Origin of the sequence: Klugiella xanthotipulae, assembly GCF_006716695.1 — a bacterium.
GTDB classification, from domain to species: Bacteria; Actinomycetota; Actinomycetes; order Actinomycetales; family Microbacteriaceae; genus Klugiella; species Klugiella xanthotipulae.
Genome location: NZ_VFPN01000002.1, coordinates 645000 through 658961 on the forward strand (window position 1 = coordinate 645000; position 13962 = coordinate 658961).

Annotated in this window: 13 protein-coding genes and 1 tRNA gene; 2 read left to right on the plus strand and 12 right to left on the minus strand. The window is 64.9% G+C overall.

What is annotated here, in order from left to right:
• Positions 1-4: 4 nt before the first annotated feature.
• Positions 5-703 carry a TetR/AcrR family transcriptional regulator gene (locus FB466_RS08885; RefSeq protein WP_170206090.1) on the plus strand — a complete coding sequence of 233 codons (699 nt, stop codon included), beginning with the start codon at positions 5-7 and terminating at the stop codon, positions 701-703.
• 103 nt (positions 704-806) lie between these two features.
• On the opposite strand, the gene FB466_RS08890 is transcribed toward FB466_RS08885, so the two are convergent.
• The 10 genes from FB466_RS08890 to FB466_RS08935 form a co-directional block, all read right to left on the minus strand.
• A tRNA-Thr gene (locus tag FB466_RS08890) sits at positions 807-879 on the minus strand.
• Positions 880-1034: 155 nt separating this feature from the next.
• A complete protein-coding gene (locus FB466_RS08895; protein ID WP_141917716.1) occupies positions 1035-2567 on the minus strand; it encodes an alpha/beta hydrolase in 1533 nt (510 codons plus the stop codon).
• A 9-nt stretch (positions 2568-2576) separates the two neighbouring features.
• Positions 2577-3734 (minus strand): DNA polymerase III subunit delta', encoded by a 1158-nt coding sequence (locus FB466_RS08900; RefSeq protein WP_141917718.1) that lies wholly within the window; start codon positions 3732-3734, stop codon positions 2577-2579.
• Between the two features lie 128 nt (positions 3735-3862).
• A complete protein-coding gene (gene tmk / locus FB466_RS08905; protein WP_141917719.1) occupies positions 3863-4480 on the minus strand; it encodes a dTMP kinase in 618 nt (205 codons plus the stop codon).
• The gene (gene topA, locus FB466_RS08910) at positions 4477-7407 is read right to left on the minus strand and encodes a type I DNA topoisomerase (protein WP_141917721.1); all 2931 of its coding nucleotides are present in this window, start codon (positions 7405-7407) and stop codon (positions 4477-4479) included. Before topA ends, tmk begins: the two co-directional genes overlap by 4 nt.
• A gap of 144 nt (positions 7408-7551) precedes the next feature.
• Entirely contained in the window at positions 7552-7947 is a 396-nt protein-coding gene (locus FB466_RS08915; RefSeq protein ID WP_246054592.1) for an Rv3654c family TadE-like protein, read from the minus strand.
• A 94-nt stretch (positions 7948-8041) separates the two neighbouring features.
• The gene (locus tag FB466_RS08920; protein ID WP_170206091.1) at positions 8042-8416 is read right to left on the minus strand and encodes a TadE family type IV pilus minor pilin; all 375 of its coding nucleotides are present in this window, start codon (positions 8414-8416) and stop codon (positions 8042-8044) included.
• Positions 8409-8612 carry a DUF4244 domain-containing protein gene (locus FB466_RS08925; protein WP_246054593.1) on the minus strand — a complete coding sequence of 68 codons (204 nt, stop codon included), beginning with the start codon at positions 8610-8612 and terminating at the stop codon, positions 8409-8411. Before FB466_RS08925 ends, FB466_RS08920 begins: the two co-directional genes overlap by 8 nt.
• A gap of 290 nt (positions 8613-8902) precedes the next feature.
• Positions 8903-9877, minus strand: coding sequence for a type II secretion system F family protein (locus FB466_RS08930; protein ID WP_170206092.1), 975 nt, complete (start codon positions 9875-9877; stop codon positions 8903-8905).
• A gap of 17 nt (positions 9878-9894) precedes the next feature.
• Positions 9895-10860, minus strand: coding sequence for a TadA family conjugal transfer-associated ATPase (locus FB466_RS08935; RefSeq protein ID WP_141917727.1), 966 nt, complete (start codon positions 10858-10860; stop codon positions 9895-9897).
• A gap of 370 nt (positions 10861-11230) precedes the next feature.
• Here FB466_RS08935 and acs point away from each other — a divergent pair, with 370 nt between their 5' ends.
• Positions 11231-13207, plus strand: coding sequence for an acetate--CoA ligase (acs, locus tag FB466_RS08940; protein ID WP_141917729.1), 1977 nt, complete (start codon positions 11231-11233; stop codon positions 13205-13207).
• Positions 13208-13272: 65 nt separating this feature from the next.
• Here the strand turns inward: acs and FB466_RS08945 are convergent, their stop codons facing one another.
• Both FB466_RS08945 and sp36 read right to left on the minus strand, forming a co-directional pair.
• Positions 13273-13758, minus strand: a complete 486-nt coding sequence (locus FB466_RS08945; RefSeq protein ID WP_141917731.1) for a RidA family protein — start codon at positions 13756-13758, stop codon at positions 13273-13275.
• A complete protein-coding gene (gene sp36, locus FB466_RS08950) occupies positions 13755-13946 on the minus strand; it encodes a Sp36 family protein (protein ID WP_141917732.1) in 192 nt (63 codons plus the stop codon). The genes FB466_RS08945 and sp36 overlap by 4 nt, the downstream gene beginning before the upstream one ends.
• Between the last annotated feature and the right edge of the window lie 16 nt (positions 13947-13962).

The following is a 13962-nucleotide window of genomic DNA, read 5'->3' on the forward strand; positions in this document are numbered from 1 at the left end:
TGTCATGCCCCACGCCGCCCAGACCCTGCCCGAGGTGACAGCAGACGCCATCGGGATGCTCGGCGAGCGCGGCTACGACGCCACCTCGGTTGACGACCTGGCCGGGGCGCTCGGCATCAGCCGCAGCACGTTCTTCCGCCGCTTCGGGTCGAAGGAGGACATCGTCTTTGCCGACCACACCTACCTGCTGGACCGGCTAGACACCCAGCTTGAGGTGGCAGGGAGCGACCCGTTGAGCGCCGTCGCGGCGGGAGCGGTGGCGGTGCTCACGTACCACGTAGGCCGACGGGAAGCGTCTCTGCTGCGCAACAGTCTGCTGCACTCGAACCCCGTCCTGCGCGACCGGGAACTCGTTACCTCGCATCGCTACGAGCGCGCTTTTGTCTCGTACCTTCGGGCGGCACTACCGCTCCCACCCGAGCGTGAGTGGGCGGCAACGGCCCTGGCCGCGAGCGTCGTCGCCGTGCACAACCGGGTGCTGCGCGCGTGGCTGCGCGACGAGTCACTCGCAGCCGCTGACGCACTTCGCACACAGCTGCGAGAGCTTACGGAGGTCTTCCGCCCGATGCTCGCCCCCACGGGTGTCGGGGCGGATGGTCGGACGAATGCCGCACCCAGCTCGGCGCGGGCGCTGATCGCCGTATTTGACCGGGATATGCATCCGGAGGACCTGTTCCAGCACCTCCGCGAGACGCTGGAGTAGCGGCCCCGGCACAGACCGACACCACCCGAGATGGGGGAAGGGGCGGGCATCAGCAGCCGGGCTCACGAACGAAGCCCCCGGCATGCCGGGGGCTTCGAGAGAGAGCCGCTTGTGGGAATCGAACCCACGACCTTTTCATTACGAGTGAAACGCTCTGCCGACTGAGCTAAAGCGGCCAGTGCCCTGCAGAACAACGCACAATGAAATAGCATAGCGTAACTTTTTGCGTCGCGTGCGCACGGATGCCTCACCGGCGTTAAGACGGGGTGAGACATCCGCATTATCGGCCCGCATATGGGACCAAAAGGCTCGTGGAGCGTCGGAAAACCGGCTAACAGCGAGGGTCGGTTGCGGGGACCTTTCCGTCAATAAAGTAGTCCTCCACCGCATCCGATACGCACTCGTTGGAGGAGCCATAGGCGGTGTGGCCCTCGCCCGTGTAGCTCACGAGCACACCCTCATCAAGCTGGTCGGCGAGGGAGACGGCCCACTGGTACGGCGTGGCCGGGTCACCCGTTGTGCCCACCACCAGAATGGGGTCGGCCCCGGTCGCGTGGATCTCCTCCCGCGGCGTCACGGAGTCGTGGGGCCACTCGGCGCAACCGATACTTCCATACCCTTGGAACCGACCAAATGTGGGCGCGGCCTCCGCGAGTGTGGCCGCCTCGGCGCGCATGAGCTCAACGTCATCAACGTACTCGTAGTCCAAACAGTTGATCGCGTAGAACGCCTCAAACGAGTTATCGTCGTAGGTGCCGTCCTCGGCGCGACCGTAGTACAGATCCGCGAGAGTAAAAGCCAGCGAGGGGTCACCCGCCAGGGTGATCTTCAGCATCTGACTCAGGTAGGTCCAGGAATCCTGGCTGTAGAGCGGGTAGATAATGGCCGTGAGGAGGGTGGAGGAGGTTAGCATCCGCCCGTCCACCGCCTCCATCGGGCGCGCATCCACTGCGTCCAGCAGGCTCGCCACACTCGCCATGGCCTCATCGACGGTTCCCGAGAGCGGGCACTCGCTCGATGTCAGGCAGTTGGTGACGTACGCTCTCATCGCTTTCTCGAACCCGACCGTCTGGTCGAGCACAACCTCGTCAACCGAGACGCTCGGGTCGATTGCGCCGTCGAGCACCAGGCGACCCACACGCTCCGGGAACAGTTCGGCGTAGTGTGCGCCCAGGAAAGTGCCATACGAGAAGCCCAGGTAGTTGAGCCTGGTGTCGCCCACGAGGGCACGCAGCATATCGAGGTCTCTGGCCGCGCTCAGGGTGTCCACCGCGCCCAGCAGGTCCCCGGTGGACTCGGCACAGGCCGCACCAAAATCCTGTGCGGAGTCACGAATTTCCTGAATCCAGGCGTCCGTGCCCGTCTTATTCTGGGCCACGCCGAAGAGGTATTCGTCCATTTTTTTGGGGCTGAGGCACGTCACCGGGGTGGAGTGCTGCACCCCGCGAGGGTCAAACCCGATCACGTCGAATTCTTCCTGCAGCGGCTTACCCACGGCGTAGTCGATGCTGTCGGCAACAAAGTCGTAACCGGACGCCCCTGGGCCGCCCGGATTCACAAAGAGCGAGCCACGGGGTGAGCCACCCGTGGCGGGTTGCCGCACGAGCGCCAGGTCAATGCGCTCGCCCGCCGGATCATCCCAATTGAGCGGGGCCTGGGCAGTGGCACACTGCATCTCCCCCTCACAATCGGTCCAGGTGAGGGTCTGCTGGTAGAGATCGTGCAGTTCGTCGGGCACCCCATCGACGGGGGCTGGTTTGGATTCACTGGCGTTTCCACCGATCGGGACACACCCGACAAGCAGAAGGGCAATGAGTCCCACTGCGGTAGCCGCAGCGGTGCGTTGTGGTGTCGTGGGGGGCACGGGTTCCTTTCAAATGAGCGTGCAGAGCAGAGCCTCAAGCGCCAACAACGGTGTGACATTGCTTGAAATGCGCTGCTGCGCAACGGTAATGGAGTCGATAAATGTGAGGGTTTCATCGGCGGTGAGGCGGTCGGCGGCCTCGGCCAGTTCCACCCGAAACTCGTGGTTGATGATCTCGTGGCTGGCCCCCAGCTGCACCATGAGCACATCCCGGTAGGCCGACATAAGATCGGTAAGAATACGATCAACCCCGTCGCGCACGCTGCGAGTGGCCCGGCGCTTCTGGTCGTCCTCCATCTGTTTCACGTGTGACCGGAGGGCCGGTGGGATGGCCGCCCCGGGGGCCACACCGAGGTTACGTAGCGTCTCGGCCCGATCCCGCTCGTCACGCTCCGTGGTGATGGCGGCGGAATCTTCAAGCGCAATGTCGTTGAGGCGGCGCGCAGCCTGCATCGCATGGGCAACGCCGCGAATGCCGAACACCAGGTCGAGCGTCTCCTGCCGACGGGCCAGCGCCTCCGGGCTTGTCGCCAGGCGGCGCGCCATCCCGATGTGACTCTGCGCCAGGCGGGCACTGCGTTCAGCCACAACCTCATCAACTCCGTGTTCTGCACGCAGTAGCGAAGCCACCTCCTGCACGGAGGGCATCCGGAGCCGGATAGAGCGCACCCGGGATCGAATGGTGGGGATAACATCCGCCTCACTGGGGGCACACAGGATCCACACGGTGCGCTCCGGCGGCTCCTCCAGGGCTTTGAGGAGAACGTTGGATGTGCGCTCCGGCATACGGTCAGCATCCTCGATAATCATCACACGGTAGCGGCCGATGGAGGGCGAAAAGTGGGAGGAGGTCACGAGGGAGCGCACATCGTCGATACTGATGATGACCTTCTGGCTGGTGAGCACGCCCAGATCAGGGTGGGTGCGTCCGCGCACCTGGGCAATCGTCGCGTCGAGCGTGTCGGGTCCCGTGCTGAGCAGCGCGGTGGCAAACGCAAACGCCAGATTGGACCGGCCCGAACCCGCCGGGCCTGTGATGAGCCACGCGTGCGTCATATCGCTCGCGGAGCCCTCCGCATCGGCCACACCGCTTGCGGTCGCCCGGGCGGCGTTCTGCATCACGCGGATCGCCTCATCTTGGCCCACCAGGCCCTGCCATACACTCACATGCATAGGCTACCGGGCATCACCGCCGGGAGTTGACGAGGACTGATGATCGGACGTTAGTCACGAGGTGACGTGGGGCTATAGACCCGCACATCGGTGAGAAAGCGGCGGCCGATACGCGGACTGCTTTACGGCAGTATGCCCGCGAGGCGCTCCCGGATACGGTGAGCCAGCTCCTCGGGCGGGCGGGCGGCGTCCAGCACCAGGAACCGCTCCGGCTCAGCCTCGGCAAGGCCGAGATACGCAGCACGCACCCGGTCGTGGAAGTCGAGTTGCTCCGATTCGAGCCGGTCGTAGCTGCCGCGACCGATGTTCATTCGCTCGCGACCGACCCGGGGGTCGAGGTCGAGCAGAATCGTGAGGCTGGGGCGCAGACCGCCCGTGGCCCACGCGCTCAGACTCGCGATCTCCTGCGGGTCGAGCACCCGACCGGCCCCCTGGTAGGCAACCGAGGAATCCACAAAACGATCCTGGATGACGATGGTTCCCCGTTCGAGCGCCGGCCGCACCACCGTCTCAACGTGGTGCGCGCGATCGGCAGCATAGAGCAGGGCCTCTGCGCGTGGTGCCACGTGGCCTGCGTGCAGTACCAGGCGGCGGATCTCGACCCCCAGCTCGGTTCCCCCGGGTTCACGCGTAAAGAGAACGGTGTCTCCGCGATTGGTCAGCCACTCGCTCAGGAGGGCTGATTGCGTGGACTTGCCGCTGCCATCGCCCCCCTCCAGCGTGATGAAAGCACCGGTCACTCGGCGGACTCTTCCGCAGCGGTCTTCCGAGCCGCCACTGTTTTAGTCGCGGTGGCTTTAGCGGTCGTGGCTTTAGCCGCAGCGGTTTTAGCGGTCGTGGTCTTCGCGGCGGTCGTTTTAGCGGCGGCGGTCTTCGTCGTCGCGGTTTTCGTCGTCGCGGTTTTCGCGGGGGTTTTCTTCGCCGCTGTTGTCGTGGCAGCGGGTGCTTTCTTCACCGGTGTTTTCTTCACCGGTGCCTTCTTTGCGGGTGCCTTCTTTGCGGGCACCCTCTTCTTGACCGGCCCCTTCGCACGCTTGATCGCGAGCAGTTCCACCGCGCGCTCAAACGTAATCTCGTCTACCGATTCGCCCTTGGGGATCGTGGCGTTGGTCACCCCATCCGTCACGTAAGGACCAAACCGGCCATCCTTCACCTTGATCGGCTTGCCGCTCTCCGGGTCGGCGGCGAACTCCTTGAGTGCACTCGATGCGGTTCGTGCGCCGTACTTTGGCTGCGCAAAGAGCTCAACAGCACCGGCCAGGTCGATGGTGAGAATGGCATCCTCACTCGGCAACGAACGCGTATCTGTACCCTTCTTGAGATAGGCGCCATAGCGACCGTTCTGCGCAGTGATCTCCGCACTGCTCTCCGGGTCGGTCCCCACCACACGGGGCAGATTGAGTAGCAGCAGGGCGGTGTCGAGGTCAATTGTGGCTAGGTCCATCGACTTGAAGATGGAGGCCGTGCGCGGCTTGGGTGCCGTCTTACTCTTCTTGGCCGGGGATTCCTCAGCCTCCGGCTCTACCTCGGTCACATACGGACCAAAGCGGCCGTCCTTTGCCAGAATGTGTTTACCGTTCTCCGGGTTGACACCCACGACGCGGTCCACGACCGGAGGTGCGTCAACGAGGGCCTGGGCCTTTTCTGCGGTGAGCTCGTCGGGGGCCATCCCCTCGGGCAGGTTGATACGACGGGGCGTCACGCTGCCATCCTCGGCGACCGCACCGGCCGGGTCGGGCACCTCCAGATAGGGCCCGTACTTGCCGATGCGCAGCGTAATCTGGTCCGTAATAACAATCGAGTTGATCGCGCGGGCGTCGATCTCCCCCAGATTATCCACGATGCTGCGCAGTCCCGGGTGGTTGTCGGTACCAAAGTAGAAACCCTTGAGCCAGGCATTACGGTCCTCGGTACCGGCCGCGATGCGGTCGAGATCATCCTCCATGGAGGCCGTAAAATCGTACTCCACCAGCTCGGTGAAGTGCTCCTCCAGCAGACGAACCACCGAGAAGGCAATCCAGCTCGGCACGAGGGCCTCGCCACGCTTACTGACGTAGCCACGATCCATGATGGTCGAGATGATGGCGGTATACGTGGACGGGCGACCGATGCCCAGCTCCTCCAGCTTCTTGGTCAGGCTGGCCTCGGTGTAGCGCGGGCGCGGCAGCGTCTCGTGGCCTTTAGCCTCGATGTCGGCGAGCGCGAGATTCTGGCCCTCGGTGAGATTGGGCAGCTTCTCGTCGGAACCGGCCGCGGCCGTGTGGCGCTTCTCATCGACGCCCTCCTCATACGCGAGCAGGAAGCCACGGAACGTGATGACGGTACCGCTCGCCGTAAACTCGGCAACCCTGTCGTCCCCGGTCGGTCCGGCGCTGAGAGTCACGGTGGCCGTCGAACCCTTGGCATCCGCCATCTGCGAGGCAACGGTGCGCTTCCAGATGAGTTCGTAGAGCTTGAGCTCGCTGCCCGTCAGCTCCGCGGCCGCCTGCTGCGGCGTGCGGAAGCTGTCTCCGGCGGGGCGGATGGCCTCGTGCGCCTCCTGGGCACCCTTGGTCTTCCCCTTATATATGCGCGGCGATGACGGAACCGTTTCGGCACCGTACAGCGCGGCGGCCTGTGTGCGGGCCGCGTTAATGGCCTGGCCGGATAGCGAGGGCGAGTCGGTTCGCATATAGGTAATGAAACCGCGCTCATACAGTGTCTGGGCGGCTGACATGGTCTGGCGCGAGGTGAAGCGCAGCTTGCGCGAGGCCTCCTGCTGGAGCGTTGAGGTGGTAAACGGCGCGGCGGGGCGGCGGGTGTGCGGCTTGGTCTCCAACGAGGTCACTCGAATAGGAACCCCGGAGGCCCGCAGTGCGGTGACGAGCGACTGCGCATCAGCCTCGGTCAACGACACAACCCCGGCCTTGCGAGCCTTCTCGGTCAGCTGGCCCAGATCGTCATAGTCGCGACCCGTGGCAACGGAGTGGCCATCCACGCGGGCCAGGCGGGCGGAAAAAGTCTCACCCGTGTCCGGGCCGGAGAGCGCCGTCCCGAAGATGCCGGTCAAATCCCAGTAGCTCGCCGAGACAAACGCGAGGCGCTCACGCTCCCGGTCTACCACGAGACGGGTGGCGGCGGATTGCACGCGGCCCGCCGACAGTTTGGGTGCCACCTTGCGCCAAAGCACAGGTGACAGGTCGTATCCGTACAAACGATCAAGGATGCGTCGGGTTTCCTGGGCATCCACGAGGGCGACGTCAATGTCGCGAGTGTTGTTCTTCGCAAACTCGATGGCTTCCTGGGTGATCTCGTGGAACACCATTCGGCGTACAGGAACCTTGGGCTTTAACACCTCAAGCAGATGCCAGGCGATAGCCTCCCCCTCGCGGTCCTCATCAGTTGCAAGCCAGACCTCGTCCGCGGTTTTGAGCGCACGCTTGAGATCGGTGACCGTTTTTTTCTTGTTCTCAGCCACCACGTAGTAGGGGTTGAAGTCGTTCTCCACATCTACGGCAAACTTGCCAAACGGACCCTTTTTGAGTTCGGCAGGCAGCTCAGATGGTTCAGCCAGGTCGCGAATGTGACCCACAGAGGCAATCACCTCGTAGTCTTCGCCAAGATATGCACCGATGGTTTTCGCCTTGGTTGGTGACTCGACAATCACCAGCTTCTTCGTGCCGGGCACGCGACTCCTTTACTTAACGTTGTTGGCTGCAGGACGATACTCACGGTGACGCACTGCGACCCCGAACGGGGCGACGCATCCGTGGTGAATGCGCTCATCCCCTGCCGACACCATACACATAATGAGTGTGAACGTGCTCACTATTTATAACGTACCCGGTGACGGACCTGCACGGGCGGCGGACCGGACAACGATGCCCAGAACGCTCTGGGACGCGGTGACTCGCACCTCGTAACCCTCGACCGTACAGTGATCCATTGTGACACGGTTCAACCGGGCCGACTGCTCCGCCCGTTCACACGGCACCCCGGAAACAAACCCGAATGCCGTATCGGCTCCGGCCAACGCTGCGGCGTCTGCGGCCCCGGCAACCCGCTCCTGAACCGCGAGGATACGGTACCCGGCCAACACCGACCCCATAATAAGGAGCAGGCCCAATACCACGCCAACGGCAGCCAGGGAGGCCCCACCCGCCTCGTCGCGTAGCCGCTGCAGGCGGCGACCTTCGCGGTAACGGTAGTCACGGCGCATACGTTCCATCCGCTTCCTCATTTCTCACTCGTTATTAACGTCCGCTTTCACACGGGGCGTTCCCGGCGACGTGTGAAACCCGCACGTCGCCGGGAACGCCGACTCACCCGGCCAAAGCGCAGGACCGGGCGGTTGCGGTCACCGCGGGCAGATGCAGCGGGCCCAGGCTCATCGTCCGTCCGAGGGTTACACACACAAACTCTCCCTCGTCGCTGCGGGTCAGCGTGGTTCCGCTGCCCGCCTGGGCGAGTCGGGCGTGTACCGCGCCGCCGCCCTCATCTCGCGCGAGCATCCGCGCGATGTCGGCCGCGGCATCCGTGACCCGCAACTGGCTGATCATCACCCCCAGCGCGGCCAGGCAGATCCCCAACACGGCGATGATCGCTGGCAGAACGAGCGCAAACTCCACGGTTGCGCTGCCCCGCTCCTCGCGTCCGAGCCAGGCGAGCCGACACCTGCGAGCCGGTGGCCTACCCACCGGCCGCAAGCGCGCTCTGGACCAGATCGGTGAGCATGCCGCGCACGGCGTCGCCCTTGAGGATGACCACAAGAAGCCCGGCAAACCCCACGGCCGCCATAATGACAACGGCGTACTCGGCCGTCGCCGCGCCCGTCTCCTCGCTGAGAATACGACGGATGCGGCGAACGCGGGCTCGCCACGGAGTAGGTGGCACAGGCGCAACCCCGCATCGCGCCGACCTGGGTCGCCTCGGCGGCCGAGTCAGGAGGGTCGGGCGAGTCGGGCGGGGAACGCTGGTGAGGGCAAGGACAGTCATGAGACTCTCTCAACTTTCTGTGCGGTTTCGCACGGTCATGATCGGGCGGGAGCATGATTCAAGTCTGGTCACGGAGAGCGCCCGCGACGACGACCAGTGAAAATATGGGGAAAACCGGGGCTGAAGCGGGTCTGTGGAGAACATCCACCGGCACCGGATGCGCAGCTCCACCCGTGCACACACGCCACTCACCAGACCCACACCGTTGAGAGAATCGACAGCATCATCGGCACCACGCCCAGCAGCATAAAAGCGGGCAGGGTACACACCGCGAGCGGAACCATGAGGGCCACCCCCAGGCTGGCGGCACGGCGCCCGGCCTCTGCCGTGTGCTCCGCTCGCACCAGGTCGGCATCGGCACTGAGAAGGTCCGCGGCAGGAACACCGGCCCGGTCAGCCAGTGCTAAAGAGCGCTGCGCAATCACCGGCTCAGCGCCCTCCTCCAAACCAAAGCGCTCCACGGTGTCGGCAACGAGACGCCGAGCATCACGAAGCGACCCCCCGCCCGACACGGCAAGTGCCGTGAGGTCAAGACAGATACCGGGCGTTGCGGTGCCCCGGCTGGCCCTCGTGATCATCCGGTTACTCCACAGGGCACCGAGCACCGTGAGGGTCGCACCGAGAGCGGCACACACCAGCCCAGGCAGCGTACCCACGAGCACCGCAATGGTATTGAACCCGAGCACGCTGCTCAACCCGATACTCACGGCGGGCAGCCACATCATAAGCCGCGCAGTGGCCCGTGACCCCGACAGAGAAACGGTCATCGCCCGCCTGCCCTGAGCGTTAGCCTCGTAGCTCTCGGCGAGCCGGTGTAGGCAATGGGCGAGGGGAGCCCCGGCCCGTTCGGCCACCGCGAGCGTCGCCGCGAGGCCGAGCCAGGAGGCGGAGGCCGGATCGTGTCCGCCCGATCCGGGCCCCACCTGGTCCCGGACGGCACCGGGCACATCGCGCCCGTCACGCCCCGCACGGTGACAGGCTCGCAGCAGAGCGCGGGTTGCGGCGCTGTAGTCCCCGGTCTCCGAGAGGTGATCCCACACCCGCTCCACCCCCAGACCGGCCGCGACCATCACGGCTACCCGCCGCACCACGGTGGCCACCTCCGAACCGGGATCGACCCGAGCAGGGCGAGCACCCCGAGTACCCCGCAGCCAAGGAACCACGGGCCTCCGTGGCACCCTCATGCCGAACCCGCCCCGGCCACAACGCCCAGCGTTCCGGCCCCGGTCAGGCATAGTCGGCCGAGGCTCGCCACGCGCCGCACTCCGCCCGCCCGCTCCAACTGCACCACGAGGTGGATGGCACTCACCGCCTGCCGAGCGAGCGCCTCGGGGGTAAAACCGGCTACCGCCCCCAGAGCCTCCAGTCGTGCGGGCACATCGTCGAGCGAGTTGGCGTGTAGGGTACCGGCCCCACCATCGTGCCCCGTGTTGAGCGCGCCCAGAAGTTCGCGCAGTTCTGGGCCGCGACATTCACCCACCACAATCCGGTCGGGCCGCATCCGCAGCGCCTCCCGCACGAGCTGGTCCAGCTCGACTCCCCCGGCCCCGTCGAGGTTCTTCTGCCTCGCCTCCAGCGACACGCAGTGTGGATGCCGAATGTTGAGTTCGGCAACATCCTCCACCGTCACGATCCGCTCGGTGTGCGGTACTGTCGCCAGCAGCGCGGCGAGAAGAGTGGTTTTGCCACTCCCCCCTGAGCCCACGATGAGGATGTTTCGCCGCCGCGCGACGGCAGCCACGAGCGCCGCCCGCTCGGTGGTCGTAAACATCGCCTGCCCGAGATCGTCGAGACCCAGTGCCCTCACCCGCGGTACCCGAATAGACAGGAGCGGCCCCGCCCGCGCAATGGGCGGCAGAACCGCGTGCACCCGGATTCCCCATGCCAGGCGGACATCCACACACGGCGTGGTGTCGTCAATATGTCGCCCGCCGCGGGAGATCAGCTGTACGGCGAGCGTACGTACCCCGTCAGAGGTGAGCGAGAGGCTCTCCTCCCGCACGGCACCGCGGCCGCGGTCTACCCAGACACCGTGGGACCCGTTGACAAAGACATCCGTCACGGTGGGGTCGGCGAGGAGGGGGGCCAGCGGGCCGAGCGCCGCACGGAGGGGGTAGGGCAGGTGGACTTCGGAATGACTACTCATGGTGAGCGAGCGTACGGCTGCTCGCCTCCCCGGCCCGGGACGACGCCGCTCCTGTGGACGACTCACCGATACAGCCCCCTGTGGAGGAGCATCTCACCGTGGCACCACACGTTAGTGGGTGGGGGGAGAGAGGGCACCGGTTAGGGGTTCGGTGCCCCCTCGACGGCGTCGGATTTTGGGGAAATCCTTCAGAAAAGCGCCGTCTCCGCCATCCTTCAGATCAGGATGGTGGAAAATAGTGTAACGCCGAAGATCACAAATTCATCACAAAATTTTGTGTTTGTTTCATGTATTTTCCCTGGGTGGGGCGGGAAAGAAAATCTTTGTTACGCTACAAGGATCGCACGAACGCTCCTGCACAGATTGGATAATGGTGTCCTCTAAAAACAACACCCACGGTGTCATTGAAAGCCTGCAAACCGAGGTGGAGAGCTTCCCACCCCCCGCAGCATTTACCCAAGCCGCCCAATACGGCCCCGAGATCTACCAGCAGGCCAACGCCGACCCCCAGGAGTTCTGGGCCGAGCAGGCACGCACGCTGCACTGGCACACCCCCTTCACGAAGACGCTCGACTGGACGAACCCGCCCTTCGCTACCTGGTTCGAGGATGGCGAACTCAACGTCGCCTACAACTGCCTGGACCGGCACATTGTGGCGGGCAACGGCGACCGGGTCGCTCTCTACTGGGAGGGTGAACCCGGCGACCGCCGTACGATCACCTACACCGAGCTCCTGTCCGAGGTCAAAAAGGCAGCCAATCTCCTGATCAGCCTGGGCATCCAGCAGGGCGACCGGGTGGCTATTTACCTCCCCATGATCCCCGAGGCTGTTATCGCAATGCTCGCCGTGGCCCGCATCGGTGCCGTGCACTCGGTGGTCTTTGGCGGTTTCAGCGCCGAGAGCCTTCGCGCTCGCCTTGACGACGCCGCAGCAAAACTGGTCATCACGGCAGACGGCGGATGGCGCAAAGGCCGCGTCTCACCGCTCAAGCCCGCCGTAGATGACGCCCTTGACCTCAACCCGGGCACCGAGCTCACCGTGGAACACGTGCTCGTGGTCCGCCGCACCGAAAACGATGTGCGCTGGGAGGAGGGCCGTGACCTGTGGTGGCACGAGGAGATCGTAGAGATGGATGCCGAGCACACGGCTCGCCCCTTCCCTGCCGAAAACCCGCTGTTTATCCTCTACACCTCCGGCACGACGGGCAAGCCCAAGGGCATCCTGCACACCTCGGGCGGTTACCTCACCCAGACGAGCTTCACACACCGTGCGGTCTTCGACCTGCGCCCCGAAACGGATGTCTACTGGAGCACCGCCGATGTGGGCTGGATTACCGGCCACAGCTACGTGGTCTACGGCCCGCTCGCCAACGGTGCGACCCAGGTGATGTACGAGGGCACACCCGAGACACCCACCTGGGGCCGCTGGTGGGAGATCATTGAACGCTACGGCGTGACGACCTTCTACACGGCCCCCACCGCCATCCGCTCGTTCATGAAGGTGGGCCGCGAGGTCACGCAGCAGAACGATCTCTCGAGCATCCGCCTGCTGGGCTCGGTGGGCGAGGCGATCAACCCCGAAGCCTGGCTCTGGTACCGCGAGGTGATCGGTGCCGGATCGGCCCCCATCGTCGATACCTGGTGGCAGACCGAGACGGGGGCCATTATGGTGTCGCCACTGCCCGGCATCACGGCAACCAAGCCGGGGAGCGCGCAGGTTCCCATCCCCGGTATCAGCATTGATGTGGTGGATGACGAGGCCCGCCCCGTGCCGAACGGCAGCGGTGGCTTGCTCGCGATCACCCAGCCGTGGCCGAGTATGCTGCGCGGCATCTGGGGCGACCCGGAGCGCTTTCAGGAAACCTACTGGGATAAGTTCGGCGATAAGTACTTCGCTGGCGACGGTGCACGCCGCGATGAAGACGGTGACATCTGGCTCATGGGTCGGGTGGATGACGTGATGAACGTCTCCGGGCACCGCCTCTCCACCACCGAGATCGAGTCCTCTCTCGTCTCGCACCACTCGGTCGCCGAGGCGGCCGTGGTGGGGGCGGCCGATGAGACCACCGGCCAGGCTGTCGTGGCCTTTGTGATCCTGAAAAGCCACCAAACGGTGATGACGGATGCCGACCAGGCCGCCGTTATCCTCAAGGCCCACGTGGGGGCGCAGATCGGTGCCATCGCCCGGCCGCGGCAGATCTTCGTCGTGAACGAGCTGCCGAAAACCCGCTCAGGTAAAATCATCCGCCGCCTCTTGCAAGACGTGGCGGAGGGGCGAGAGGTGGGCGACACCACCACGCTCGCCGACACCATGGTAATGCAGTCCATCTCACAAAAAGTGCGCTAACCGGCACGAGGAGGTGCGGTGAGGCCCGGCAGAAGATTCTGCTGGGCTTCACCGCACCTGGCGGCTCATCGTGAGGCACCCGGCTTCACGGCAAACACAAACTCCACCTCAACGGGGGCATCGAGTGGCAGCACGGCCACGCCGACGGCCGAGCGGGCGTGCACGCCGACCTCCCCGAAGATCTCACCCAGCACATTCGAGGCACCGTTGATGACACCGGGCTGGCCCGTAAACGACGGGTCGGAGGCCACAAACCCGGTGACCTTGACCACCCGCTCAATCGCCTCCAGGCTACCGAGAACACCCTTCGCCGCGGCGAGGCCGTTGAGGGCACACAGTCGCGCGTATTCCTGGGCATCGGATGCCGGCACCAGCCCATGACCGTCGCCCACCTTACCGGTGGCCGGGAGCGCCCCCGACACAAACGGGAGCTGCCCGGAGGTATAGACGAAATCTCCCACCCGCAGGGCTGGCACATAGGCGGCCACGGGGGCCGCGATCTCGGGCAGGGTGATGCCCAGCTCGCTCAGTCGCTGCTCGTAGGTGCTCATACCGACACCGCCTGGCGCTTGAAGTACCCCACATTACCGCCGGCGGGACCGGCCACGACCTGCACCAGTTCCCAGCCCTCAGACCCCCAGTTGTTGAGAATCTGCGCCTCACTGTGTAACAGAAGGGGCGTCACAAAATACTCCCAGTGGGGCGGTAACGGCGGATGCGCGCCTAGATTTTCGGACATTTATATACTCCTCGCG